20 protein-coding genes are annotated in these 26,662 nt (G+C 42.5%); 11 read left to right on the top strand and 9 right to left on the bottom strand.

What is annotated here, in order from left to right; genetic code table 11:
- Positions 1 to 45 precede the first annotated feature (45 nt).
- The 5 genes from hslU to priA all read right to left on the bottom strand — a co-directional run bounded on the left by hslU (position 46) and on the right by priA (position 6,860).
- Positions 46 to 1,383: an HslU--HslV peptidase ATPase subunit gene (gene hslU, locus ACN0T8_RS09540; RefSeq protein ID WP_417880385.1), complete on the bottom strand. Its 1,338-nt coding sequence runs from the start codon at positions 1,381 to 1,383 to the stop codon at positions 46 to 48.
- A gap of 104 nt (positions 1,384 to 1,487) precedes the next feature.
- Positions 1,488 to 2,006 carry an ATP-dependent protease subunit HslV gene (gene hslV, locus ACN0T8_RS09535; protein ID WP_417880384.1) on the bottom strand — a complete coding sequence of 173 codons (519 nt, stop codon included), beginning with the start codon at positions 2,004 to 2,006 and terminating at the stop codon, positions 1,488 to 1,490.
- 642 nt (positions 2,007 to 2,648) lie between these two features.
- Positions 2,649 to 3,227 (bottom strand): SPOR domain-containing protein, encoded by a 579-nt coding sequence (locus ACN0T8_RS09530; protein ID WP_417880383.1) that lies wholly within the window; start codon positions 3,225 to 3,227, stop codon positions 2,649 to 2,651.
- Between the two features lie 151 nt (positions 3,228 to 3,378).
- Complete coding sequence (gene cytR, locus ACN0T8_RS09525) at positions 3,379 to 4,383, bottom strand: DNA-binding transcriptional regulator CytR (protein ID WP_417880382.1); 1,005 nt, start codon at positions 4,381 to 4,383, stop codon at positions 3,379 to 3,381.
- Between the two features lie 275 nt (positions 4,384 to 4,658).
- Positions 4,659 to 6,860: a primosomal protein N' gene (gene priA, locus ACN0T8_RS09520; RefSeq protein WP_417880381.1), complete on the bottom strand. Its 2,202-nt coding sequence runs from the start codon at positions 6,858 to 6,860 to the stop codon at positions 4,659 to 4,661.
- 274 nt (positions 6,861 to 7,134) lie between these two features.
- Between priA and rpmE the strand changes: the two genes are divergently transcribed.
- The gene (gene rpmE / locus ACN0T8_RS09515; protein ID WP_237294440.1) at positions 7,135 to 7,353 is read left to right on the top strand and encodes a 50S ribosomal protein L31; all 219 of its coding nucleotides are present in this window, start codon (positions 7,135 to 7,137) and stop codon (positions 7,351 to 7,353) included.
- Positions 7,354 to 7,531: 178 nt separating this feature from the next.
- Positions 7,532 to 8,788, top strand: a complete 1,257-nt coding sequence (locus ACN0T8_RS09510) for a malic enzyme-like NAD(P)-binding protein (RefSeq protein ID WP_417880380.1) — start codon at positions 7,532 to 7,534, stop codon at positions 8,786 to 8,788.
- 128 nt (positions 8,789 to 8,916) lie between these two features.
- Here ACN0T8_RS09510 and metJ read toward each other — a convergent pair whose 3' ends face one another.
- A complete protein-coding gene (metJ, locus tag ACN0T8_RS09505; protein WP_089139961.1) occupies positions 8,917 to 9,234 on the bottom strand; it encodes a met regulon transcriptional regulator MetJ in 318 nt (105 codons plus the stop codon).
- 337 nt (positions 9,235 to 9,571) lie between these two features.
- On the opposite strand from metJ, the gene ACN0T8_RS09500 reads away from it, so the two are divergent.
- The 3 genes from ACN0T8_RS09500 to metF all read left to right on the top strand — a co-directional run bounded on the left by ACN0T8_RS09500 (position 9,572) and on the right by metF (position 14,370).
- Entirely contained in the window at positions 9,572 to 10,738 is a 1,167-nt protein-coding gene (locus ACN0T8_RS09500; protein ID WP_417880379.1) for an O-succinylhomoserine (thiol)-lyase, read from the top strand.
- Positions 10,739 to 13,150: a bifunctional aspartate kinase/homoserine dehydrogenase II gene (locus tag ACN0T8_RS09495; protein WP_417880378.1), complete on the top strand. Its 2,412-nt coding sequence runs from the start codon at positions 10,739 to 10,741 to the stop codon at positions 13,148 to 13,150.
- A gap of 332 nt (positions 13,151 to 13,482) precedes the next feature.
- A complete protein-coding gene (gene metF, locus ACN0T8_RS09490; protein ID WP_237294445.1) occupies positions 13,483 to 14,370 on the top strand; it encodes a methylenetetrahydrofolate reductase in 888 nt (295 codons plus the stop codon).
- 65 nt (positions 14,371 to 14,435) lie between these two features.
- On the opposite strand, the gene ACN0T8_RS09485 is transcribed toward metF, so the two are convergent.
- From ACN0T8_RS09485 to argE, 3 genes are all read right to left on the bottom strand, one after another.
- A complete protein-coding gene (locus ACN0T8_RS09485; RefSeq protein WP_417880376.1) occupies positions 14,436 to 15,017 on the bottom strand; it encodes a PadR family transcriptional regulator in 582 nt (193 codons plus the stop codon).
- Positions 15,018 to 15,191: 174 nt separating this feature from the next.
- Positions 15,192 to 17,822, bottom strand: coding sequence for a phosphoenolpyruvate carboxylase (ppc, locus tag ACN0T8_RS09480; protein WP_417880375.1), 2,631 nt, complete (start codon positions 17,820 to 17,822; stop codon positions 15,192 to 15,194).
- Positions 17,823 to 18,329: 507 nt separating this feature from the next.
- A complete protein-coding gene (gene argE, locus ACN0T8_RS09475) occupies positions 18,330 to 19,484 on the bottom strand; it encodes an acetylornithine deacetylase (protein ID WP_417880374.1) in 1,155 nt (384 codons plus the stop codon).
- Positions 19,485 to 19,774: 290 nt separating this feature from the next.
- On the opposite strand from argE, the gene argC reads away from it, so the two are divergent.
- The 6 genes from argC to oxyR all read left to right on the top strand — a co-directional run bounded on the left by argC (position 19,775) and on the right by oxyR (position 26,616).
- Positions 19,775 to 20,779, top strand: a complete 1,005-nt coding sequence (argC, locus tag ACN0T8_RS09470; protein ID WP_417880373.1) for an N-acetyl-gamma-glutamyl-phosphate reductase — start codon at positions 19,775 to 19,777, stop codon at positions 20,777 to 20,779.
- A gap of 5 nt (positions 20,780 to 20,784) precedes the next feature.
- Positions 20,785 to 21,567 carry an acetylglutamate kinase gene (gene argB / locus ACN0T8_RS09465; RefSeq protein WP_417880372.1) on the top strand — a complete coding sequence of 261 codons (783 nt, stop codon included), beginning with the start codon at positions 20,785 to 20,787 and terminating at the stop codon, positions 21,565 to 21,567.
- An 87-nt stretch (positions 21,568 to 21,654) separates the two neighbouring features.
- Positions 21,655 to 22,887, top strand: coding sequence for an argininosuccinate synthase (locus tag ACN0T8_RS09460; protein ID WP_417880371.1), 1,233 nt, complete (start codon positions 21,655 to 21,657; stop codon positions 22,885 to 22,887).
- Between the two features lie 186 nt (positions 22,888 to 23,073).
- The gene (argH, locus tag ACN0T8_RS09455) at positions 23,074 to 24,948 is read left to right on the top strand and encodes an argininosuccinate lyase (protein ID WP_417880369.1); all 1,875 of its coding nucleotides are present in this window, start codon (positions 23,074 to 23,076) and stop codon (positions 24,946 to 24,948) included.
- Positions 24,949 to 25,160: 212 nt separating this feature from the next.
- Positions 25,161 to 25,310: a hypothetical protein gene (locus ACN0T8_RS09450; protein WP_417880368.1), complete on the top strand. Its 150-nt coding sequence runs from the start codon at positions 25,161 to 25,163 to the stop codon at positions 25,308 to 25,310.
- 418 nt (positions 25,311 to 25,728) lie between these two features.
- On the top strand, positions 25,729 to 26,616 hold the full coding sequence (gene oxyR, locus ACN0T8_RS09445; RefSeq protein WP_417880367.1) for a DNA-binding transcriptional regulator OxyR: 888 nt from the start codon (positions 25,729 to 25,731) through the stop codon (positions 26,614 to 26,616).
- Positions 26,617 to 26,662: the final 46 nt, after the last annotated feature.

The raw sequence follows: 26,662 nt of genomic DNA, 5'->3' as shown, positions 1-26,662 counted from the left end.
AAGCCCGCAATGGTGCGAGCTTTTGGGTATACTTTTAAGACTAGTTTACAGGATAAAGCGACTTAAATCTTCATCTGCAACAAATTCACCTAGGCGTTGCTTAACGTAATCACCATCAATCGAGATCTTTATGCCTGGATTGTCGGTAGCATCAAATGAAATATCATCCATTAAACGCTCCATCACTGTATGCAAACGACGGGCACCAATGTTTTCAGTCGTTTCGTTGACTTGCCATGCTGCTTCAGCAATTTGAGTAATGCCGTCTTCGGTAAATTCAATTTCAACATTTTCTGTTGCCATTAATGCGCAGTATTGCTCAGTTAATGATGCGTTCGGTTCGGTCAAAATACGTTTAAAGTCGTGGCTGCTTAGTGCTTCTAACTCAACGCGAATTGGTAGGCGACCTTGTAATTCAGGGATTAAATCTGAAGGGCGAGCCACTTGGAAAGCACCTGATGCTACAAACAAAATATGATCAGTACGAACCATACCGTGTTTAGTTGAAACCGTGCTGCCTTCGACTAATGGTAGTAGGTCACGCTGTACCCCTTCACGAGATACATCACCACCGCCACTTTGATCGGCGCGTTTACAAATCTTATCGATCTCATCAATGAATACGATACCGTTGTTTTCAACGTTGAAAATCGCTTGTTCTTTGAGATCTTCTTGATTGACGAGTTTAGCCGCTTCTTCTTCCGTTAATGCTTTGAAGGCATCTTTAATCTTCATTTTGCGGCTTTTCTTGGTATCGCCGGCAAGATTTTGAAACATGCCTTGAAGTTGATTGGTCATCTCTTCCATGCCAGGAGGCGCCATGATTTCTACACCCATTTGAGGTGCCGCCACATCCACATCAATTTCTTTATCGTCTAACTTGCCTTCACGGAGTTTTTTACGGAATACTTGTCGAGTATTAGAGGTGCTTTCTTGTGACTTCTCATCTTGTCCCCAACCTTCTCGAGGTGGTGGTAGTAAAGCATCAAGAATGCGTTCTTCCGCTTGTTCTTCAGCGCGGAATTGTACTTTTTCCATTTCACGTTGGTGAGTTAATTTGATCGATACATCCGTGAGATCGCGAATGATGGATTCTACTTCTTTACCGACATAGCCCACTTCGGTAAATTTGGTTGCTTCTACTTTAATGAATGGCGCATGAGCTAATTTTGCTAAGCGGCGAGCAATTTCTGTTTTACCGACACCGGTAGGGCCGATCATTAAAATGTTTTTTGGTGTCACTTCAGCGCGTAGGTTTTCATCCAGTTGCATACGACGCCAGCGGTTACGTAGTGCAATCGCTACCGCACGCTTCGCTTTATCTTGACCAATAATGTGTTGATTGAGTTCATGAACAATTTCACGAGGTGTCATCTCAGACATAACGTTATCCTTTTACCCTATAAATGAGCCATGAGTGTCAGTCATGGGTGGTAAATCTTTTATGGCCTTGAGCTCGAGCGCGAAATACAAAGGCCAGGTGAGATTTATAATTCTTCGATGGTGTGGTGATGGTTGGTAAACACACAAATATCGCCAGCAATGGTTAATGCTTTTTCAGCGATGTCACGTGCTTCAAGGTCGGTATTTTCAAGTAGAGCAGTTGCCGCTGCTTGAGCAAAATTACCGCCAGAACCAATCGCGATTAAATCATTTTCAGGCTGAACGACATCGCCATTACCAGTGATGATCAGAGATGCCGTTTCATCAGCAACCGCCAATAATGCTTCTAGCTTACGTAGCGCACGATCACTACGCCAATCTTTAGCAAGCTCTACTGCCGCTTTGGTTAGGTGACCTTGGTGCATTTCTAGCTTACGTTCAAAACGTTCAAAAAGCGTGAATGCGTCAGCGGTACCGCCAGCAAATCCTGCTAACACTTTATTATTGTATAAACGGCGAACTTTTTTAGCGTTGCCTTTCATGACAGTGTTGCCTAATGAAACTTGGCCATCACCAGCGATGACGACTTTATTGTTGCGGCGTACAGATACAATAGTAGTCACGAGAAACCTCTTAGTTATTCTGCGGATTTATACCCAAGTAACTTCAAGATGCGAGTTTCAGCAAGAATAAAACAAGCTTTAGGCAAAACAAATTGAATATGATCATAGTTGACCCTATCTCTATTCAATTTAACGCAGCATAAAGCTTGTTTTAACTTGCCCTTCGGGAGCTTCATCCAAACCTTTATACCGCGTCAGATTGGTTTGAAAGGTACTTACATTCCTTCGCCAATCTTCCTTGCCTAAAGATTTGGATGATAGCTCTGAATTCTGCATCTTGAAGTCACTTGGGTATAACAGATATGAGGTTAGGACAAAAAGAATTCAAGAGAAAGGGGAATAAAATGTCGAGGAGAGGGGGCTAGAAAAATTGTCATCTCGGAAACGAGGGACGAGTTATCCGGGATCTATCTATAGCGCGCTTTAAGTCGATCCCTGATGTCGCCTTGCGGCTCCTCAGGGATGACGGTTTATATAAAATCTAGATTGATGTTGCTGGTTATTTCTTTTGTCGAGATACGAGCAGCGTAGCGATCGACCTACGAGACTCGATTTTGCTTTTTCTAGCAACTAGGAACTCAAAACTAGGGACTGTCTTTCCAAGAAACGATAAGCGAAGCGCCCGAGTGACGAGATACGTTTTTACTGCAACGTATCCTTCATGATAATACAAGGCTCAATTTTAGCGCGTTGCAGTACGTGCTGCTCTTTTACTGCATCACGTTTAAAGGTATATGGGCCAAGAATAATGCGGTACCAACTACTGCCTTTTAGTTTTACTACTTTACTGCTTAAACCTTGGAACGCGATATTGGCTTTGCGTTGCTCAGCCTGAGATGACGTTTTGTAAGCACCACATTGCATGATGTATGGAATCTTAGGTACTTCCACTTCCTTAGCTTGAACTTCAATTTCACGCTTAGGTAATGTTTCCATGTATTCCCATTTTTCTTGTGGTGGCGGTGGGAGCACTTCGGTATTTTTCGGCTTGGACGAAACATTGACAGGTACGTTATTGGTTGCCGGAGCGGCTGGCTCTGGATCATTGCTCAGTATTGATAATAAATAGATTAATCCAGTGAGCAAAAGCACGGCAATAATCGCAGCTTTCCACGGAATAGCACGAGGTGCCGGCTTCTTTTTTTGAGTCGATCTTCTTTGGTTTCTATTGTTTTTCTTACTTGGGGTTGGATTCTTTCTTACGTAATCTCGGTTAGCCACGGTATTTTCAATAACTCAATAGAATAAAAAAGGAGCTATATGTTAATGCAGTTTTTTAACCAATACTATTGCTAATAATAGAAAGGGAATAACAAGTCTCTATTTTATTGCACTAGAAACATGTTAGTCCCTTTTAAAGTGTAAATTTTGATTAATTTCTCGGTGGTGCGGCACTATTTCGGATGACAAGGTTAGCTTCAAGTAATCTCGATCCTGCACGAACTTCTCTGCCTTTTAATATCTCTAACAACATTAACATCGATTGTTTGCCGATCTCATAACGAGGTTGAGCAATAGTGGTGAGCGGCGGATCGCAGTATTGAGAGAATTGGATATCGTCAAAGCCAACAATCGAAAGGTCTTGTGGTACTCGGAAACCTTGTTTTTTCGCTTGTTGAATAGCGCCGATAGCCATGCTGTCATTGTGACAAAAAATTGCAGTCGGTGGCTCAGGTAAAGAAAGTAATTTATTGGCTGCAATGACACCTGATTCTAACGTAAAGTCGCCATTAACTTGGTAGTTAGGGTTCATCTCGATTCCAGCACGACGTAAAGCCTGTTGAAAACCTTGATGGCGGAATTGACAAAGTGAAGCTTCATCAGGGCCAGACATTTCAGCGATTTTTTTATGACCCATTTGGGTTAGATAATTCACTACATCGAACGCGGCCGTTAAGTTGTCGATATGTACGGTTGGTAATTCTAATTCTGGGGCATATTCGCAAGCCATCACTAAAGGAGGGAGATTTTTTTGCTCAGGTTTACTGACATCAAAAGGAACATCCGTGCCGAGCAATAACATGCCATCTGCTTGCTTGGTGAATACTAGATTTACAAAACTGCTTTCACGTTTGAGTTGCTGGCCACTGTCACCGAGTAGGACTAAGTAATTATGCTCTGCTGCGGTATCTTCTATGCCACGAATGATTTCAGTGAAGTAGGGATCACAAATATCCGGCACAATTACAATAATGGTTTTAGATTCATTACGTCGTAGGTTTCGTGCTAAAGAATTTGGCGAATAACCTGATTCTAATACCGCATCTTCGACACGCTTTCGTGTTGCATTGGAGACTTTCTCAGGGTTCATTAGCGCACGGGAGACCGTTGCTGTTGATACTCCGGCTAGTTGGGCAACCTCCTTCATTGTCGCCATAAGTTTTCCTCTCTTTCACTTTTTATACCCAAATGGGTAAGCCAAAAACGCTTATATCAAAAATAATGAGCATATAAGCAAAATGTGAGGAATTATCCTAATTAGGGTTTATTCCTCAACAATAACGACTTCTTAATGTTATTTATACCCAAGTTACTGGATATGAATATTTTATGTTCTAAATTAGTTGGTTAATAGATCGTGTATGAAAAATCTTACATTATGTTGGTGATATGCATCACAGAGAATGGTTTTACTTTTCTGTGTTTGCACGCTTAACTTAAATCTTGTGGCTCAATATCCATATTCCAGCGCACTTTTTTGGCGAGTGGCAATAATTGGATCGCAGGTTTAGATGAACCAATAAGACGTTGCATCTGACTGCGAGTCGTCACCTGTAGCATCAGTTGCCAGCGATACTTACCAGCACGTTTGGCGAGTGGGGCAGGCATTGGGCCTAGTACCATACATTGTTCATCATAAAGCGGGTTGGCTTCAATAGTATGGCGCACTTGACGTAAAAAGGCTTCAACATCATCGTTGTTGTTGCTTTCTGCGCGAAATAGAGTCAAAAAACTATAAGGTGGCAGTTGCGCCATTTTGCGTTCTTCCAGCGCAGTTTGAGCAAAGTGTTGGTAGTCTTTATGTAGCAGTGATTGTAATAAAGCGTGTTCAGGGTGGTGAGTTTGCAATAAGACTTCACCGGGTTTACTGGCACGACCTGAGCGTCCTGCAACTTGAATAAATAACTGAGCAAGGCGCTCTGATGCTCGGAAATCACTACTATAAAGCGAACCATCGACATCCAACAACCCTACTAGGGTCACATCGGGGAAATGATGACCTTTAGCTAGCATTTGCGTGCCAATGAGGATTTGATATTCCCCCTTACGAATGGATTCTAATGCATGTTCTAGACTACCTTTACGGCGAGTACTATCACGGTCAATTCGGATGGTTTTAAATTCAGGGAACAATAATTCCAATTGCTTTTCGAGTTGCTCAGTCCCTACGCCAACCGAAACCAGTTGAGTGGAGCCACAACCTTGGCATTGATGAATCACTGGGCGTTGTGATCCACAATGATGACAGCGAATTTCTTGGCTACCTTGATGGAAGGTATAGTAAGCATCGCAACGTTTACATTCGGCTAGCCAACCACATTCATGGCACATTAATGCTGGGGAAAAACCGCGGCGGTTTAAAAACAACATCACCTGATTGCCAGCATTAAGATGGCGTCGCATTTGAGCGATTAATGGTGCCGATAGGCCGCCTTCTAAATACAAACCTTTAATATCTAACACATGATGTTTGGCTGGTTGTGCATTACCGGCGCGCTTGCTTAACGACAAGTAATGATATTTACCCGTTTTGGCATTATGTAAGGTTTCTAATGCTGGTGTGGCTGAGCCGAGCACGACTGGGAAGTTTTCTTTGTGGCCTCGCATGACTGCTACATCACGAGCGTGGTAGCGTAGGGTATCTTGTTGCTTATAAGAGGCATCATGCTCTTCATCGACAATAATAATCCCTAGATTGGCAAATGGGGTAAATAATGCCGAGCGTGTGCCGATAATAATGCCCGCTTGTTTGTCGCGCGCTGAAAGCCATGCATTTAAGCGTTCAGTATCATTTAAGCCCGAGTGCATCACTTCAACCGGCACATTAAAGCGGCGTTTGAAACGGTTAATGGTTTGTGGCGTTAAGCCTATCTCCGGCACTAACACTAAAGCTTGTTTTCCTTGTTCAAGCACAGGTTTGATAATGCTTAAATAGACTTCGGTTTTGCCTGAGCCGGTTACCCCATCAATCAAAAAACAGCCAAATCCCGGATGATTATTAATACTGGCAACCGCAATGGCTTGTTCTTCATTTAAGTGCGGTTTGTGTTGCTCGTTTTCTAATTGTGTCGGCCATTTTGGTTGAGCAGGCTGAGTATGTTTTGCTTCAATCCAGCCTTTATCTTGCAGCGTTTTTAGCGTGGTGCTGCTAATCTCCTCATCGATCATTGCTTGATGGGGCAGTGGCCCGTGATCTAGCAGGCGCACGACTTTGGCTTGTAGGTGTGCGCGACCAAACCCAGTGGCTAATTGGTTTTTGCCTGCTTCGGTAATATGCCACTCTTTGAGGCTAGTAAAATCCGCTGGCTTACCTTTTTTAAGTAATGACGGCAAAGCCATCGCTAGGGTGTCGCCAAGTGGATATTGATAAAACTGACTACACCAATGCAGTAATTGATAGAGTGATTTCGGCCAGACAGGTTTGGCATCTAGGCAAGCTTTAATCGGTTTTAATTGCTCAACCGGAAAATCAGAATGATCAACAATCCCCACTACAATACCAATTAAGGTTTGGCGGCCGAAAGGCACAGAAACGCGGCCACCAATCACGGGAAATAAATAATTAGGAATAAGGTAGTCAAAGCACTTATCTAAAGGAACAGGTAGGGCAACTTGAGCAATATTTGGCTGCATAAGTAAGAAAATTGTCCTTGAGACAGTAGGGGGAAGACAAACGAAAGACTATGATAAAACAGTCGTTATCGATATAAAACTGAAATATTGTAGAAAAAGGGAGCAAATGTGTTGATCGATGGGGCTGGATTCACTATTATACTGCGCCTCTAACGATGTATATTTTTACATCATTTTTTAGTAACAACGTATGGTGTCTGACTGCTTCGATACTCGCAAGAGAAATTTGAAGTAAGAATCGGATAGCGATACGGACCAATAAAAGGTTTGTCCTATGAAAACTGGTATCCACCCAGAATACAAAGCTGTAAACGCAACTTGTTCTTGCGGTAACTCTTTTGAGTTCAACTCTACGCTAGCAAAAGAATCTATCCACCTAGACGTATGTGACAAATGTCACCCGTTCTACACTGGTAAGCAACGTATCGTTGATACAGGTGGCCGTGTTGATCGCTTCAACAAGCGTTTTGGTGCACTTAGCAGCAAAAAATAATCTGCCACTAAACTATTTTAGTGAAAGACAGAATTTTAAAGGGATGCTTCGGCGTCCCTTTTTTGTTACCTGAAAAACGTTATTACTTTAAATTAACGATATTGACTACCAAGTTAACTTTTGATCCTTTAAAATTACCTTCCCCCCTACTAAATCTAATAATTAGGAAACATTCGCTATGTCTGATGATCAGCAACAAAATGATTTTCGTCAAAAAGCACTGGATTACCACGCTAAACCTACCGCTGGTAAAATTGCTATTGCTTTAACTAAACCTGCCGATACGGCGGAAGATCTAGCTTTGGCTTATAGCCCTGGTGTTGCTGAACCGGTACGTGAAATCGCCTTAAATCCTGATAATGCTTATAAATATACTGCCAAAGGTAATACGGTTGCGGTTATTTCAAATGGTACGGCTATTCTAGGTTTAGGTAATTTAGGCCCATTGGCATCAAAACCTGTGATGGAAGGTAAAGCGCTTTTATTTAAGCGTTTTGCTGACTTAGACTCGATTGATATTCAAGTGAAACACCGCACTATCGATGAGTTTGTCGATACCGTTGCAAACATCGCGGATACTTTTGGTGGCATTAACTTAGAGGATATTAAAGCCCCAGACTGTTTTGAGATTGAGCGTCAGTTAATTGAGCGCTGTGATGTGCCGGTTTTCCACGATGACCAACACGGTACAGCCATTGTTACGGCTGCTGGTATGCTGAATGCCATTGAGCTACAAGGAAAAAAATTATCTGAGTGTAAAATTGTTTGTTTAGGCGCAGGGGCAGCAGCGGTTGCCTGTATGGAACTATTGATCAAATGTGGCGCATTACGTGAAAAAATCTACATGCTAGATCGTAAAGGCGTGATTCATACTCGTCGTGATGATTTGAATGAATATAAGCAATTGTTTGCCAACAATACAGACATGCGTACTTTGGAAGATGTGATTGCAGGGGCGGATTTATTCTTAGGCGTTTCTGGTCCAAACCTTCTACCACCTGAAGCTCTAGCATTAATGGCTGATAAACCTGTGGTATTTGCTTGCTCAAACCCAGATCCAGAAATCAAACCTGAACTGGCAGAAAAAGTGCGTAATGATTTAATTATGGGTACTGGTCGTAGTGACTATCCGAATCAAGTAAACAACGTTATTTGTTTCCCATTCATTTTCCGCGGTGCATTAGATGTGCGTGCTAGTGAAATTAATACCGAAATGAAATTAGCAGCAGTGGAAGCGATTCGTCAATTAGCAAAACAAGAAGTGCCAGCAGAAGTCCTGAAAGCTGCTGGTGTTGATTCACTATCATTTGGCCCAGACTACATCATTCCAAAACCAATGGACCCGCGTTTGCTTTCTAAAGTTGCGGGTGCAGTCGCTCGCGCAGCAGTGGAGTCGGGCGTTGCTCGTATTGAGTTGCCAGAGCAGTATAAGTAAAAAGATAAACTCGAATGCTAGGGCGCTTCGCTTCTCGTAGCTCGAATACAACAAAGCCCGCTCAAATCATTTGAGCGGGCTTTGTTTTTCTTTTTCGATAAACGAGTTACGACAATCCGAGTAACGTATTAATCATCAAACGCTTCGAATTCAATGCCCATTTCGGTCATTAAACGTTTTACTTCTGTTGGGATGTCATCTGGGCGATCTTTACGTAAATCTTCATCAGTTGGTAAAGGTTGCCCTGTATAAGCATGCAAGAATGCCTCACACAATAGTTCACTGTTGGTCGCATGGCGCAAGTTGTTGACTTGGCGGCGAGTGCGTTCATCGGTTAATACTTTAAGAACTTTTAATGGGATAGAAACCGTGATCTTTTTAACTTGTTCGCTTTTCTTTCCATGCTCTGCATATGGGCTAATGTACTCACCGTTCCAATCTGCCATCACGCACCTTCGTTGTTTAATATCTGTAATTTTAGTGGCTAAGTGCTAATTTTAGGAGCATTTACCGCCGAAAGTAAAGACATTTAGATGGCTAGAGGTCTTGACGTCCTAATTGCCTAGGGATAAAGTACTAGTATACCTAAGTGACTTGGGTATATATCTTATTTTTAGCCATGCCATTGTAGGTGGATTTTTATACTTGGGTATATGATCCTTATTACTTCAAAGCAGTACATAGTTTTAATTTTTTAATTGCGTTTGTGCAAATAGCGCTTTGGAAAGATTTTAGTATAGTGGTTTATATTGATTGCGATTGCAAAAGGAAAGGAATACGCCAATGAGTTCAAGAAAGCCAGCAACTGTCGCCGTTCGTACCGGTATTGAATCGGATAGCCAATATCATGCGGTGGTTCCACCGATTTATCTATCGACCAACTATGGCTTTCCAGCTTTTGGTGAAGTGCCTAAGTATGACTACACTCGCTCTGGTAACCCTAACCGTGGTTTGCTTGAACAAACATTATCTGAACTTGAAGAAGGTGCTGGTGCAGTCATCACTAACTGTGGTACGTCTGCACTAAATTTATGGGTTTCAGCCTTTATTGGCCCTGATGATCTGATTATTGCACCACATGACTGCTACGGCGGCACCTACCGCTTATTTAATACTCGAGCACAAAAAGGCGATTTTAAAGTTCAGTTTGTTGACCAATCAAATCAGACAGAATTTGATGCCGCTATCGAGAAAAAGCCAAAACTCATTTTATTAGAAACACCATCAAACCCATTAGTGCGTGTGGTCGATATTGCTAAAGCCTGTGCAAAAGCTAAGCAAGTAGGTGCGTTAGTGGCGGTTGATAACACCTTTCTGACACCGGTATATCAAAAACCATTAACCTTGGGCGCAGATTTTGTTATTCACTCTACGACGAAGTACATCAATGGACATTCTGATGTCATTGGTGGCGTGATTATTTCGAAAGCCCCTGAGCATGTAGAAACGCTTTCATGGTGGGGTAACTGCATTGGTGCAACTGGCACACCGTTTGATAGTTACATGACATTACGCGGCTTAAGAACATTGGCAGCACGTATGCGAGTACATGAAGAAAGCGCGCAAGACTTATTGGCGTACTTACAAGAACAGCCATTAGTTGGCACTATTTATCATCCGAGCCTACCAGAGCATCCGGGGCATGATATTGCCAAAGCACAACAGAGTGGTTTTGGCTCTATGCTGAGTTTTGAAATCAATGGCAGCATGGAACAATTAAAGACCTTTGTCGGTCAATTAGAGCTATTCTCTCTGGCGGAATCGTTAGGCGGAGTAGAGAGCTTGATGTGTCACCCATCATCGATGACTCATCGAGCGATGTCAGATGAAGCACAAGCAGAAGCGGGGATCTCACCGTTGTTGTTGCGTGTTTCTGTTGGATTAGAAGATAGTCAGGATTTAATCGCTGATTTAGAGCAAGCTTTTAAAAAAGCACAAGAGGTAGCGTAAATGACATCTGCTCGTCAGTTACACAAATTTGGTGGTAGTAGTCTGGCCAACCCAGAGTGCTACAAACGAGTCGCCAACATCTTACAAGAATATTCATCTCCAGCCGATTTAGTTGTGGTGTCGGCTGCTGGGAGTACTACCAATCGATTAATTGAGTGGATTACTGCGTTAGAAAAAGATGGTCGAATCGCCCATGAAGTGCTACAGGAATTACGTCAATTTCAACTCGGTTTAATCGAAGAATTATTACCAGAAGAAAAAGCAAAACCGCTACTTGACTTAGTTAATCAAGAGTTTATGACGTTGGGTGAGATTAATGGCCCAGTGACGGAAGTGATGCGAGCTAGCATTCTAGGCCATGGTGAAGTCTGGTCATCTCGCTTATTAGCCGCGTTGTTGTCTTATCTTGATATGGAAGCGGTGCAGCTTGATTCGCGTGATTTTTTACGAGCTGAACGTGGCGCACAACCCGAAGTGGATCGTGGCCGCTCGTTACCTCTCCTAAAAGAAAAATTAGCTCAACACGGAAAATTACGTGTAGTGATCACAGGTTTCATGGCGCGTAATGATGCAGGTGAAACCGTACTGCTTGGCCGTAATGGTTCCGACTACTCTGCTACCGTGATTGGCGCATTAGCTGAAGCATCTCGAGTCACCATTTGGAGTGATGTGGCGGGTGTATATAGCGCCGATCCTCGTAAGGTCACGGATGCTTGTTTGCTACCTTTACTGCGTTTAGATGAAGCCAGCGAGTTAGCCCGTTTAGCCGCGCCAGTATTACACAGTCGTACCTTGCAGCCAGTTGCTCAAAGCGCCATGGATTTAAGCCTACGTTGCAGCTACCAGCCAGAATCAGGTTCTACCCGTATTGAGCGAGTATTGGCATCAGGTCGTGGGGCGAAAATCATTACTTCGCTTGATGAAGTGCTACTGATTCAAATTCACTTTGGTGCAGGACATGACTTTACTCGTTTAGAATCAGACTTAATACGTTCGTTAACACGATCACAATTGCAGCCATTAGCGATGCAATCTCAACCGGATCAAGGCTTAGTGTCTTTAGCGTATACTGCTGAAATTGCTGCTGGTGCGATGACGTATTTGCAAGACACCGCAATCGGTGCAGAAATTAAATTGCTCGAAGGTTATTCGATGGTCGCAGCCGTTGGCGCTGGGGTAACGATCAACCCAAATCATTGTTATGGTTTTTACCAACAACTAAAAAATGCGCCAGTAGAATTTATTTCAGAAGCCGATTCTGGTTTAAGCCTAGTAGCTATTTTACGTAAAACCAATGTTGCTGAATTGGTCGTTGCGGTTCACTCTCAACTATTCCAAGCACAGAAACGAGTTGCAATTGCTTTATGTGGTAAAGGTAATATTGGCTCAAGTTGGTTGGAATTATTTGCTGAGCAAAAAGCCGATCTCGAAAAGCGTCGCGGCATGAGTTTTGATTTAGTTGCGGTAGTTGATAGTCAAACCTATTGGCTCGATTTAAATGGTATCGACCCTGCTCAAGCATTAACTCGCTTTGAGGATGAGTCGGTGGCTAATGACGGTCAAGCTTGGTTACATACTTTAGCGCATCAAACCGATTACCACGAAGTTGTAGTGATGGATGTGACTGCTAGTGCTGAACTAGCAAGTCAATACGAAGCCATTGCCGAACATGGTATGCATCTGATTTGTGCTAATAAAGTCGCTGGTTCGGCTTCAACGCAAGACTACCAGCGTGTAGTTAATGCCTTTGATAAAACTGGTCGCCATTGGTTGTATAACGCGACGGTAGGTGCAGGGTTGCCAGTTAACTATGCAATTCGAGATTTACGTAATAGTGGTGATCAAATTACCGCGGTATCGGGCATCTTCTCAGGTACTTTATCTTGGTTATTCCAACAGTTTGATGGTTCAGTACCTTTCACTGATTTAGTTGATTTAGCGTGGCAACAAGGCTTAACAGAACCCGATCCTCGTTCAGACCTCGATGGGTCGGATGTGATGCGTAAGCTAGTGATAGTGGCGCGTGAATCAGGGGTAGAGATTGAACCTGAAAGTGTAAAAGTAGAATCACTGGTTCCTGATGAGTTAAAAGATCTTTCAACTGATGACTTTTTCGATAAAGGGGAAGTGTTGAATGAGCTGTTATCAGAGCGTTTAGCAAAAGCTCAGAAGCAAGGTAAAGTGTTGCGTTATATTGCTCGCTTATCTCGAGAGGGTAAAGCAACGGTTGGCGTCGAAGCATTATCTCCCGATCATGCGTTAGCCAATTTATTACCTTGCGATAACGTTTTTGCGATTGAGAGTAAGTGGTACAAAGATAACCCGCTAGTGATTAAAGGTCCTGGTGCTGGAAGAGAAGTGACCGCAGGTGCATTGCAATCGGATCTCAATCGTTTATCTAATTTGATTTAGTTAATTGTGATTATGTGAACTTTGCTTTATGACACAGTCACCCACTTCTTGAAGTTATTTAAGTATATCACTATTAAATCAATAATTTATTAATGCTACTTCAGTGATGAGGTGGCATTTTTTATATTTGAGAGTTATTCAGTCTTATCATGAATAAAATTCATGATAAGAGGATTGACTTTAGATCCTATTCACTTCATTCTGTAGACATATAGACGTCTAAATGACTTCAAAGATTGTTGGGATTGGTATTCAGTGCGATAGAGATAAGGATGCTTTTCAGATTCGTACTTTTTAGGTGAGTTAAGTGGGTTGTCCACAGGGAGTAAAACATGAGTTATTCACACGCAGGCCATATTGATGCGCTAAACCATAATATTGCTGATTTAGAAGGCAAGATTAATGTTTCTTTTGAATTTTTCCCACCAAGCAGTGAGAAAATGGAAGAAACGCTGTGGAATTCAATTCACCGCTTAAAAACCCTACAACCTAAATTTGTCTCAGTGACTTACGGGGCAAATTCTGGTGAGCGCGACCGTACTCACTCGATCATTAAAGAAATTAAAGACCAAACAGGTTTGATTGCCGCGCCGCATTTAACTTGTATTGATGCTTCTCGTGATGAGCTGAAAGAGATAGCGCAAGATTACTGGAATAACGGTATTCGCGATATTGTTGCTCTGCGTGGCGACTTACCGCCAAATGGTGGTAAACCTGATATGTACGCGTCTGATTTAGTGGAATTACTGAAAGGCGTGGCCGATTTTGATATTTCAGTGGCGGCTTACCCAGAAATTCACCCAGAAGCGAAAAATGCTCAAGCGGATTTAATCAACTTAAAACGTAAAGTTGATGCTGGGGCAAACCGAGCGATCACTCAGTTTTTCTTTGATGTAGAAAGCTACCTACGTTTTCGTGACCGTTGCGTAACGGCAGGCATTGATGTGGAAATTATTCCAGGCATTCTGCCGGTTTCGAATTACAAGCAAGCGAAGCGTTTTGCGGATATGACCAATGTGCGTATTCCAAGCTGGATGGCGAAGCAATATGAAGGGTTAGATGATGATCCTGTGACTCGACAAATGGTTGGTGCCAGTCAGGCGATTGATATGGTAAGAACGCTGAGCCGTGAAGGAGTGAAAGATTTCCACTTCTATACCCTAAACCGTTCTGAAATGACCTATGCACTTTGCCACACACTCGGTGTACGTCCGCGCTAATTGCCCAGATCTGCTTTACTGCATAGAAGCTATTTAAGATAGAAACGACAAAGGCTTGCTGTCATTCAGTGAGCCTTTTTGCTATCTGCTGGTTCGATAGCATTAGAAGCCGGAAAGGTCTCGAGCTGCTGCTTTACTTCGTTTGCCCATTCAATCCAAGTTTGCCGCTCTAAAATATTACGCCTTAAAATTAAGTGTTCCAACTTGGCATGCGGCTCAAGAGATTTAGGGTTGTGGTAGAACTGGTTTTCGAGTTGCTGATAATGCTGCAACAAGCTTTGTGCTTCAGGGAGTAATACGTCTAATTGTTGTATAAAACGGTCTATTGATTCAACACTGCAAGCCATTAATTTAGCTGAGAATTCATCACGAGTAGCAGTATACGGGGTAGGTTGATTAAACCAAGCGGTTAATTTTGACCGCCCTAATGGCAAGATGGTATAGATTTTCTTATCAGGCTTGCCGGCTTGAGGGTGAAGTTCTGATGTTACCCATTCTAGCTGAGTCATTTTGGCTAGTTCACGATACACTTGCTGGTGGCTAGCTTTCCAAAAGTGTCCAACGTTATGAGAAAACGCTTTGCTGATGTCGTAACCGGTCGCCGGCTCTCGACTTAAGATAGTTAAAATAACGTAGGGCAGTGACATGTCAGCTTCTAAGTTTACTAAGTAGGTAACCAAGATAGCGTAATTTTATTCATTTATGTACTGGTGAAAAAATTAATCTTCTGTAAGCCAGTTCAAAACAAAAAAGAAGCTGCACTTAACAAAGTAAGTACAGCTTCTTATATTTAAATCATATTCGGTAACTAATTAAGCGTATTAACCTGTGTTACGCATACCTGCTGCGATACCAGCAATCGTCAACATTAACGCTTCTTCAAGTTCTGAAGATGGGTTTTCAGTTTTACGAGTACGGTATAACAACTCGGCTTGTAGCATGTTCAATGGCTCAATGTAGATGTTACGTAGACGGATTGACTCTAAGCCCCAAGGGTCGCTTTGCATCAAGTTCTCGTTATTTTCAACGTTTAGAACTGTCACAATATCTTTTTGCAACTGTTCACGCAAACGCTCACCAAGAGGCCATAGAGACTCATCGGTTAGGCGATGATCGTAGTAACGTGAAATATCAATATTACACTTCGAGTACACCATTTCTAGCATACCAAGTCGTGTTGAGAAGAATGGCCATTCACGACACATGTCTTCAAGCATTGGTTGGTGGCCTTGCTCAATCGCATGTTGAATCGCTTCACCAGCACCTAGCCATGCTGGTAATACTAAGCGGTTTTGGCTCCATGAGAAAATCCATGGAATAGCACGTAAGCTTTCAACACCGCCATGTGGGTTACGTTTAGATGGACGTGAACCTAAAGGCAATTTACCTAGCTCTAGTTCAGGTGTTGCGGCACGGAAATAAGGAACAAAATCTGGTTCGCCACGAACGACTGAGCGATAAGCTTCACAAGACACATTAGAAAGCGTATGCATCATTTCACGCCATTCTGGTTTTGGTTCTGGTGGCGGTAATAGATTGGCTTCTAGGATTGCGCTCGCGTAAAGGCTGAAGCTATTTACCGCAACATCAGGCAAACCTAGTTTAAAGCGGATCATCTCACCTTGTTCGGTTACGCGTAAGCCACCTTTTAAGCTTCGAGGGGGTTGGGAAAGGAGTGCGGCATGCGCTGGTGCACCACCACGACCTACCGTACCGCCACGGCCGTGGAATAGTGTTAAGTCGATGCCTTCTGCATCTGAAACTTTAACCAGTTTATCCATCGCATCGTACTGTGCCCAACCTGCTGCCATTACACCGGCATCTTTGGCTGAGTCAGAGTAACCAATCATCACCATTTGGTGGTTGTTGATAAAGTTACGGTACCAGTCTAGTGAGAACAATTGCTTCATTACCGTTTCAGAATTGTTCAAGTCATCTAAGGTTTCGAATAATGGACAAACATCCATGCGGAATTTACAGCCCGCTTCTTGCAAGATGAGGTGTACCGCAAGTACGTCTGAAGCAGTACGTGCCATGGAAATAACATAAGCGCCAAATGCTTCACGAGGGTGCTCTGCCATGACACGGCAAGTATCGAGCACTTCTTGTACTTCAGGTGACGGTTCCCAATTACGCGGCAATAGTGGGCGTTTTGAGCTAAGTTCTTTAATTAAAAACTGAACTTTTTCATCTTCGTTCCATTGGTCGTATTCACCAATTTCTAGGAAGCGGGTCATTTCAGTGATCACATCTGAGTGACGAGTACTTTCTTGACGAATATCTAAACGGACTAGGTGAATACCAAATGCTTTCACACGACGTAAAGAATCGAGTAGTGAGCCTTCTGCTATGATGCTCATGCCACATTCGTATAGAGACTGGTAACACGCGAGTAGTGGGTCCCAAAGTTGCTCAACACGTTCTAGAATTGGCAGGTTAGGGACTTCAGTACCATTGATGCGTGCATCTAGTACGGTGCAAGTATTATTTAATAGAGTACGTAAGCGTTTCAGAATGGCACGGTATGGTTCATGCTCTTCGCCAGATAATTCACGCACCGTATCATTACAAGCTGTCATTGACAGCTCGGTAATCAACTCTTGAATATCGGTTAGATATAAATCAGCTGCTTTCCAGCGAGACAATAGCAATACTTCAGCGGTAATTGGGTGAGTAACATTTGGGTTACCATCACGATCCCCGCCCATCCAAGATGAAAAATGTACAGGTCTAGCATCAATAGGAAGTGATTCTCCGGTGAAGTTCTTCACCCGGTCATTGAATTCACGTAAGAACTCAGGTACAGCTTGCCATAATGAGTTTTCAACAACGGCAAAGCCCCATTTGGCTTCATCGAGAGGTGTTGGACGTTGTTGACGAATAACATCAGAATGCCAAGATTGCGCAATCAAACCTTCTAAGCGACGCTCGGCTTTCAGACGTTCACGAGTAGAAAGATCACCATGTTCTAATTGCGATAAGCACTTATTAATTTTGACCAATTTATTGATCATTGTGCGACGAGCAATTTCTGTCGGGTGGGCGGTTAGCACCAATTCGATATTCAGTTCTTTGATTGCTTGCGCGGCGTCTTTTTTGCTGATGTCATTAGACGCTAACTTACTAAATAAAGTGTTGATTGCATCAGGTTCACATACTTGTTCTTCACAGTGTCGAGAAATAGTATGAAATTGCTCTGCAATATTAGTTAAGTTAAGAAATTGGCTGAAAGCATGTGCAACAGGTGTGAGCTGTTCGTTAGGTAGGTTTTTTATTTCTTCGATTAAGCTTTCGCGGTCTTCCTGACTACCAGCACGTGCTGATTTGGAAAGCTTACGAATGGTTTCAACTTTATCAAGAATGGCATCACCATGAGCTTCTTGAATGGTTGCGCCGAGTAAGTCTCCGAGCATGCGAACATTGCCCGTTAAAGCGGCATATTTTTCATTCATCGTCGTTTCACCTTGTAATTTAATTACATCCATTTAATTTTTTATATTCATCACAATATGAGCTTGTCGTCTAAGTTTGTATAGGAAAAACTTGGTAACAAAGCATGAAGTTGTTGTTAGTCTTTGTTATAGAAACAAAATTCACCATACTGTTAGTGAGGTTTTCAACAAACTATGGAGATTAGTGGCTCGTTGCGATTAGTATAATCACTACAATCTATCGAAAATATTTGCACTGAGTCAAATATTTGCCGCCTTCATGAAACAATAATACAAATATCATTGGCCTAAATCAGTTATCAATGAATGGGTAAAGCTGTTTTAGTTGCAGTGTGAAGCCTTTGTTACTTATACCATATTCGATTGTTTCGGCCGCATCCTAATGATTTGAATGCGGCATGATTCATTATTTCAACTTGTCAGATTGTATCCAATTTACTCTAGGTGCTTTTTTCTTTTCCCAAAGTAATTGCTTATGCAAAACATCTGTTTATTTAAAACACTTCTCTATTTAAAACAATAATGACGTATCGACTTAGATAAAATATTGATTGTAGGATCGATAAACTCAAAGGCTAAAAATTCATCCGGTTGGTGGGCTTGGTCAATTGACCCCGGCCCCATAACCAATGTTGGGCAAACTTCTTGTAAGAAAGGTGCTTCAGTACAGTAGTTAACCGTTTCTGATGGAATTTGAGCCAACGCTTCCATCGTTTTGATGAAAGGGTGATCATGTTGGCATTCATAGCCTGCAATGGGCTCGTGTAGCGGTTTTATCTCAATACGTTCTGGCCATTTGGCTTGTACTTCTTTAAGCGCCGCTTGCAACATGTTATTTAAGCCGTCTAAGCTGATCCCCGGTAGTGGGCGAACATCATAATGTAATTCACAACAACCACAAATTCGGTTTGCACTGTCGCCACCATGTATATGGCCGAGGTTTAACGTTGGAGTTGGAATTTCAAAGCCTGGGTGATGATATTCTTGAATTAGCTGGTTACGTAGCTGCATTAATGCGAACAGTACCTCATGCATAATTTCAATCGCATTCACGCCGAGTGCCGGGTTGGATGAGTGACCAGAGTGTCCGGTAACTCGAATTGCATTGGCGACATGGCCTTTATGTGCACGAATAGGCTTGAGACTTGTTGGCTCACCAATGATGCAATAGTCCGGCTTATACGGCGCGTCGCCATTTAAGCATGATTCTGTAAAGTGGCGGGCCCCCAGCATGCTCGTTTCTTCATCGCAGGTTGCCAGAATATAAAGGGGTTTTGTTTGGTTTGACCAATCGATTTTTTTGACCGCCTCAATAATAAAGGCGAAAAAACCTTTCATGTCCGCAGTGCCTAATCCGTAGAATCGATTGTTATGTTCGGTTAAGACGTGTGGGTCAAAGTTCCAACGACCTTCATCAAAAGGCACGGTATCAGAGTGACCAGACAGCAATAGCCCACCTTCACCTTGGCCTTTTTTAGCGATCATGTTGTGTTTGCCCGGCGCAACTTCAATTACCTCAACAGCAAAGTCGAGATCTTTTAACCATTGCGCGAGCTTGGCGATCACTTCGGAATTCCCTTCATCCCAAGTAGGGTCGGTAGCACTAATTGAAGAGGTCGAGATCAATCCGCGATAAACATCTAAAAATTGAGGTGTGCCCATAAAAACTCCATTTCGTGTGATGGCTTTGCCTGTATGCTAATGATAAAAGCCATTGTGGTTGATAACCGGGCTATTGACAAGAAGCTTATAAAACGATAAAACACATATTAAATCATTATTTGTGAATAAAAAATCAAATAATAAGGTTTTTTTAGAGTGGATAGTCATATTTTTACGCTTGGTAAAGATTTATTTTCAGCATGAAATAGTTCAGTGACTTAACGAATTCTACTTAAACAAATATAAATATCGCGCAAAGCAAGCAACACAAAACAAACGGATAGGTGAGTATGCTAAAAACAGTCATTATTGGAGCAAGTGGTTACACTGGTGCAGAGTTGGCCTTGATGGTCGACAAGCACCCTGAACTGACTTTATCTGGTTTATATGTATCAGAAAATAGTGTCGATGCTGGCAAACCTATTTCTCAATTACATGGAAAATTACATGGGCAGGTTGATCTTGCTGTGCAACCGCTAACCTCACCTCAAGAAGTCGCGCAACAGTGTGATGTGGTCTTTCTTGCCACCGCTCACGAAGTTAGCCACGATCTCGCGCCGACTTTTCTTGCTAATGATTGTGTTGTTTTCGATTTATCCGGTGCTTACCGAGTTAAAGCGGAGGGTTTCTATCCTCAATATTATGGCTTTGAGCATACAGAATCTCAGTGGTTAGATCAGGCGGCTTACGGCTTAGTAGAATGGAATGCATCTCAAGTTGAACAAGCACAATTAATCGCTGTTCCTGGTTGCTATCCAACTGCATCTCAACTGGCGATGAAACCACTTATCGAATCACAACTTCTCGATTTAAACCAATGGCCAGTAATCAATGCTACGAGTGGCGTGACAGGAGCAGGTCGAAAAGCTTCAATGACCAACAGTTTTTGTGAAGTGAGCTTGCAACCTTATGGGGTATTCACACATCGTCACCAACCTGAAATTGCCTCGCATTTAGGTTGTGATGTTATCTTTACCCCGCATCTTGGCAACTTTAAGCGAGGTATTTTAGCTACTATTACTATGAAGTTAGCCTCTGATGATGTGACTGACGAGCAAATTGAACAAGCCTTTAATGGCGCTTATCAAGGTAAGCCTGCGGTTCGTTTACTTTCTGATATACCTCGTTTGCAAAATGTCGAAAACACGCCGTTTTGCGATATTGGATGGAAGCGTCAAGGTCAGCATCTTATTGTGGTTTCTGCGATTGATAACCTATTGAAAGGCGCATCAAGCCAAGCGATGCAATGTTTGAATATTCGTTTCGGCTTCCCTGAAATGACGGCTTTAGTGTAAGGATAATGACCATGGCTCCTTTAGTGATCAAATTAGGTGGTGCAGTATTATCCGATTTGGATACTTTGGCTAAATTATTTGGTGCAATTCAGCAATATCAAAAAGATGTACAACGTCAAATCGTCATCGTACATGGTGGTGGCTATTTGGTGGATGAGTTGATGGCAAAACTGCAATTTGAAACGGTGAAAAAAGGTGGCTTACGCGTCACGCCTTTTGACCAAATTGATTATATCGCAGGGGCGCTAGCGGGAACGGCGAATAAACTATTGCAAGGGCAAGCGATGAAGCTTGGTTTGAAATCCGTTGGCCTGAGTCTTGCGGATGGTGGCTTATGTCAAGTAACTCAGTTATCCGATGAACTCGGGGCGGTCGGTGAAGCGTCCGCTGGTGATGGCACAGTGTTGAAATCAATATTAGCAACCAATGTGTTACCTATTATCAGCTCAATTGGCATTACGGCTGAAGGACAGTTGATGAATGTCAATGCTGATCAGGCTGCAGTTGCGGTTGCTACTTCACTTGGCGCCGAGTTAGCACTACTTTCCGATGTTGCAGGCGTACTCGATGCGGATAAGCAACTTATTTCACAATTAGACCAATCACAAGTTGATCAACTGATTGAGCAACAAGTGATCACTGATGGCATGATAGTAAAAGTACAAGCGGCTTTAGAAGCGGCCAATCAACTTGGTCGAGCGATTGAAGTGGCCGGTTGGAAAAAGCCTGAAAAGTTAACTCAACTTTTTGCTGGTCAAAGTATAGGAACACGTTTCTTGCCTCAATGAGGGGGGAGAAGTAACAATAAATTATCCACGGAATTCACCCAAACATGATTCCAAGGAAGGCTATAAAATAAATTTTGGAGAAGTAATATGGCTAAATTAAGCGTCGATAAAGCAAGTATTAACAAAGTAGTTGTCGCATATTCGGGTGGATTAGATACTTCAGTGATCATTCCATGGTTAAAAGAAAATTACGATTGTGAAGTTGTTGCCTTTGTGGCCGATGTCGGTCAAGGTGATGAAGAATTAGTGGGTATTGAAGAAAAAGCCATCGCATCAGGGGCATCTGAATGTTATATCGCAGACCTTAAAGAAGAGATGGTTGCCGATTACATCTACCCAACGCTAAAAACCGGTGCTTACTATGAAGGTAAATACTTACTCGGTACTTCAATGGCGCGTCCAATCATTGCGAAAGCGCAAGTAGAAGTGGCACGTAAAGTTGGCGCAGATGCGCTATGTCACGGTTGTACTGGTAAAGGTAATGACCAGGTTCGTTTTGAAGGTGCGTTTGCGGCTCTTGCTCCTGACCTACATGTGATTGCGCCTTGGCGTGAGTGGGATCTCGTCAGCCGTGAAGAATGTTTAGACTATCTCGCTGAACGTAATATTCCTTGTACTGCTTCTCTAACTAAGATCTACTCACGTGATGCCAACGCATGGCACATCTCAACTGAAGGTGGCGTGTTAGAAGATACTTGGAATGCACCAAATGATGATTGCTGGGCATGGACAGTGGATCCTGAACAAGCACCAGACCAAGCTGAATACGTAACGCTAAAAGTTGAAAAAGGCGCAGTCGTTGAAGTCGACGGCCAAGCTCTGTCTCCTTATCAAGCTTTGGTTGCGCTAAATGAAAAAGGCGTGAAGCACGGCGTTGGTCGTATTGATATCGTTGAGAACCGTTTAGTAGGCATGAAGTCTCGTGGTTGTTATGAAACACCAGGAGGTACTATTATGATGGAAGCGCTTCGTGCCGTTGAGCAACTAGTACTTGATAAAGCGTCTTTTGAATTTCGTGAAGAGCTTGCAGTAAAAGCGTCACACCTTGTGTACGATGGTCGTTGGTTTACTCCGTTGTGTAAATCATTATTGGCTGCAACTGAAGAGTTAGCGCAAGATGTTAATGGTGAAGTCGTGATCAAGCTTTATAAAGGCCAAGCAACGGTGACTCAGAAGCGTTCTGATAACAGCTTATATTCAGAAGAATTTGCTACCTTTGGTGATGATGAGGTTTACGACCAAAGTCACGCTGGTGGATTCATTCGTTTATACTCTTTATCAAGCCGCATTCGTGCGCTGAATGAAGCGAAGAAGAAATAAATACGAATATCGTAACTCGAATGCTCGTGACTCGGAAAAGAAACGCCTAGTGACGAGCATTTAGAGATTAAGAGTAAAATTAAATATAATAATAAATCATGGATAATCGAGAAGCGAAGCGCTCTAGTAACGAGTAACCTAGTGTTCGAAAATCGATAAATACAATGGATTAGCAGGAGATTCACAATGGCATTATGGGGCGGAAGATTTACCCAAGCAGCAGACACTCGGTTTAAGCAGTTCAATGATTCATTGCGCTTTGACTACCGATTGGCTGAGCAAGACATTGTGGGGTCGATTGCTTGGTCTAAATCTTTGTTATCGGTTGGTGTATTAACTGAGCAAGAACAGCAGAAACTAGAACTGGCTTTGAATGAGCTCAAACTTGCGGTAATGGAAGATCCTGAGCAGATTTTAAAGTCTGATGCCGAAGATATTCATAGCTGGGTAGAAACGCAACTGATCAGCCGTGTCGGTGATTTAGGTAAAAAGCTTCATACTGGCCGTTCGCGTAACGACCAAGTGGCCACCGATTTAAAACTGTGGTGTCGCCAGCAAGGTCATCAACTATTAATGGCGCTCGACCGCCTGCAATCACAAATGGTCTCGGTGGCTCGTGAACATCAAGCCACGGTACTTCCTGGTTATACGCACTTGCAACGCGCTCAACCTGTGACTTTTGCGCACTGGTGTTTGGCTTATGTCGAAATGTTTGAGCGTGATTATTCTCGTTTAGATGATGCGATTAAACGTCTTGATACTTGTCCACTAGGTTCTGGTGCTTTAGCGGGTACGGCTTATCCTATGGATCGTGAGCAATTGGCTCATAATTTAGGTTTCCAACGTGCCACGCGTAATAGTTTGGATTCGGTATCTGACCGTGATCATGTAATGGAGTTGATGTCGATTGCTTCAATTTCCATGCTACATCTTTCGCGTCTTGCAGAAGATATGATTTTCTATAACTCAGGTGAATCTGGTTTTATTGAGTTGGCTGATACAGTGACTTCTGGTTCATCCTTAATGCCGCAAAAGAAAAACCCCGATGCACTTGAGTTGATTCGTGGTAAAACCGGTCGTGTCTATGGTTCTCTTGCGGCGATGATGATGACAGTCAAAGCATTGCCATTGGCGTATAACAAAGACATGCAAGAAGACAAGGAAGGGCTGTTTGATGCGCTCGATACTTGGAACGATTGTATGGAAATGGCCGCGTTATGTTTTGACGGTATTAAAGTGAATGGTGAGCGTACGCTAGAAGCTGCCAAACAAGGTTATGCGAACTCAACCGAGCTAGCTGACTATTTAGTTGCAAAAGGCATTCCATTCCGTGAAGCACACCATATTGTCGGCGTGGCGGTAGTCAGTGCGATTGAACAATCTTGTGCACTCGAAGAGTTATCACTCGAGCAACTTAAAGCCTTCTCACCTGTGATTGAATCGGATGTGTATGACATTCTCACCATTGAATCTTGTCTAGAAAAACGTTCAGCATTAGGCGGCGTATCACCGAAACAAGTGAATTATGCCGTGACTCAAGCGCAGAAACGTTTGGATGAACGTGATAACTCAGGTGTGATGGTTCGCGCTGCACGTTTAACCGATATCGATGCGCTTGAAGGTATGGTGGCGTATTGGGCTGGCTTAGGTGAGAACTTACCACGTAGCCGTAATGAATTGATTCGTGATATTGGTTCGTTTGCAGTTTCTGAGCATCATGGAGAAGTCACCGGTTGTGCTTCATTGTATGTCTACGATTCTGGTCTAGCGGAAATTCGTTCATTAGGTATTGAAGCAGGCTGGCAAGGACAAGGCCAAGGTGCGGCGATTATCAAACACTTGGTGGATAAGGCACGTCAAATGGCGATCAAAAAGGTATTCGTGTTAACTCGCGTACCTGAGTTCTTTATGAAGCAAGATTTCATTCCAACTTCAAAAACATTGTTACCAGAAAAAGTATTAAAAGACTGTGACCAATGTCCTCGTCAACATGCTTGTGATGAAGTGGCACTAGAGATTAATTTGAATGAACAAGTGATCATGAAGGTAAATGTTGCTTAGAAATAAACAATAAACGGTAATTTTAATACATTTTTTTGCGTGTTTTTAATACATAAATTTATGAGGATTATGTGAAAAACAACGAACTCCTGTATGGTCTTTGACGTATAATCGACCCCAAGCTAGTTTAGTGGCTTGGGGTTAATTTATACCTTATGTAAACACTTTTTGAGTGCTTCTGGTGGCGTGACATTAATTAACACTTTGCAGCAGTGCAGTCTCAGTTATTAGAGCACTTTGTATTATTGGATATTCAACAAGAGTTAAAAGCAGGCCAATTGAACCAACACTGCTTAGCGAGTGAAGGACAAGTAGAGTTACCTGGTGTTGTTTGGCGTTTGTATTGTAGTTTGCTGCAATGACAACACGTGAATGTGAAAGGAAAAAGTTTGGAACTTAAGTCCCCATCGTGAGTCTTAATAAATACCACTGCTTTTTCTTAATTTGAATCCTGTGATTAAAATTTAAGATGGCCCCGTATTCAAATTTGAAGTACGGGGTTTTTTGTTTTTATTCATTTATATTTTTACCAATCAGCGTTTTTCGACCAGTCTTGTTTGAGATCGTCATTTGAAAAATAGCAAGCGGCATACCATCCATCTTGGATTCTAGAGATTTGTTTGATTAAATTTTTCATTACTTACCTTGAAAAAAAGAGGCCAAAGGGGCAGCCTCAAAGCAGTGAAGTATGTTTGTTAGGATTATTATTATGAAAAATCTTTGATAGCCCCAATCGTTTGGTGCTATTGTTTTGATAGTTTTTTACTATGGAGTTGTTGTGTGAATATCCGAGATTTTGAATATTTAGTTGCATTAGCGGAACATAAACATTTTCGTAAAGCGGCGGAAGCGTGCTTTGTTAGTCAGCCGACACTAAGTGGTCAAATTAGAAAAATGGAAGATGAGCTAGGAACTTCATTACTTGAGCGTAGTAGCCGTCGAGTCCTATTTACTGATTCCGGTTTGGTATTGGTCTCTCAAGCAAAGCGCGTATTGGCAGAAGTGAAAACTTTTACTGATATGGCCAGTTTACAAGGTAAAGAAATGAGTGGGCCGTTACATATTGGTTTTATTCCAACAATTGGGCCTTATTTATTGCCACTGATTATTCAACCGTTAAAAAAGGCTTTTCCCGATCTCGAGTTATTTTTGCATGAAGCACAAACCAATCAATTAGTGAGACAGCTAGAAGAAGGGCGTTTAGATTGTATCGTGCTTGCCTCTGTGGCGGAGACTCAGCCTTTTATTGAGCTAGATATATATGATGAGCCGCTAATGATGGCTGTACCTGAAGCGCACCCATGGGCTGAAAAAACAGAGTTAGAAATGGAGCAACTAAAAGGCCATACAGTGCTCTCTCTTGGCGATGGTCATTGCTTGCGCGATCAAGCTTTAGGCTTTTGTTTTGCTGCTGGCGCTAATGATGATGATCGTTTTAAAGCGACCAGTTTAGAAACCTTGCGAAACATGGTAGCAGCGGGTGGTGGTGTGACTTTATTACCACAATTGTCTGTTCCTAAAGAAAAGATTAAAGATGGCGTGTGTTATTTAAAAGCGATCAACCCTACGCCTAGTCGTAAAGTTGTGCTGGCTTATCGACCGGGTTCACCATTAAGAAAACGTTTTGAGCAGCTTGCTGACTTTATCTCGCAGACTGTGAATCTTTAAACGGTATAAAATAAATATGAATAAAAAGAGGCCATCGATATTCGAT

This window comes from Vibrio sp. (assembly GCF_048266485.1).
Taxonomy (GTDB): domain Bacteria; phylum Pseudomonadota; class Gammaproteobacteria; order Enterobacterales; family Vibrionaceae; genus Vibrio.
Note: the sequence above shows the minus strand (reverse complement) of the source record. Positions and strands in the feature narration are given on the sequence as shown.

What these genes read in the sequence shown, in the direction of transcription:
- ppc (WP_417880375.1), bottom strand. Translation starts at nt 17,822, where the DNA reads ATGAATGAAAAATATGCCGCTTTAACGGGCAATGTTCGCATGCTCGGA.
- argC (WP_417880373.1), top strand. Translation starts at nt 19,775, where the DNA reads ATGCTAAAAACAGTCATTATTGGAGCAAGTGGTTACACTGGTGCAGAG.
- hslU (WP_417880385.1), bottom strand. Translation starts at nt 1,383, where the DNA reads ATGTCTGAGATGACACCTCGTGAAATTGTTCATGAACTCAATCAACAC.
- priA (WP_417880381.1), bottom strand. Translation starts at nt 6,860, where the DNA reads ATGCAGCCAAATATTGCTCAAGTTGCCCTACCTGTTCCTTTAGATAAG.
- ACN0T8_RS09485 (WP_417880376.1), bottom strand. Translation starts at nt 15,017, where the DNA reads ATGTCACTGCCCTACGTTATTTTAACTATCTTAAGTCGAGAGCCGGCG.
- argB (WP_417880372.1), top strand. Translation starts at nt 20,785, where the DNA reads ATGACCATGGCTCCTTTAGTGATCAAATTAGGTGGTGCAGTATTATCC.
- ACN0T8_RS09495 (WP_417880378.1), top strand. Translation starts at nt 10,739, where the DNA reads ATGACATCTGCTCGTCAGTTACACAAATTTGGTGGTAGTAGTCTGGCC.
- cytR (WP_417880382.1), bottom strand. Translation starts at nt 4,383, where the DNA reads ATGGCGACAATGAAGGAGGTTGCCCAACTAGCCGGAGTATCAACAGCA.
- rpmE (WP_237294440.1), top strand. Translation starts at nt 7,135, where the DNA reads ATGAAAACTGGTATCCACCCAGAATACAAAGCTGTAAACGCAACTTGT.
- argH (WP_417880369.1), top strand. Translation starts at nt 23,074, where the DNA reads ATGGCATTATGGGGCGGAAGATTTACCCAAGCAGCAGACACTCGGTTT.
- ACN0T8_RS09510 (WP_417880380.1), top strand. Translation starts at nt 7,532, where the DNA reads ATGTCTGATGATCAGCAACAAAATGATTTTCGTCAAAAAGCACTGGAT.
- metF (WP_237294445.1), top strand. Translation starts at nt 13,483, where the DNA reads ATGAGTTATTCACACGCAGGCCATATTGATGCGCTAAACCATAATATT.
- metJ (WP_089139961.1), bottom strand. Translation starts at nt 9,234, where the DNA reads ATGGCAGATTGGAACGGTGAGTACATTAGCCCATATGCAGAGCATGGA.
- ACN0T8_RS09460 (WP_417880371.1), top strand. Translation starts at nt 21,655, where the DNA reads ATGGCTAAATTAAGCGTCGATAAAGCAAGTATTAACAAAGTAGTTGTC.
- argE (WP_417880374.1), bottom strand. Translation starts at nt 19,484, where the DNA reads ATGGGCACACCTCAATTTTTAGATGTTTATCGCGGATTGATCTCGACC.
- ACN0T8_RS09500 (WP_417880379.1), top strand. Translation starts at nt 9,572, where the DNA reads ATGAGTTCAAGAAAGCCAGCAACTGTCGCCGTTCGTACCGGTATTGAA.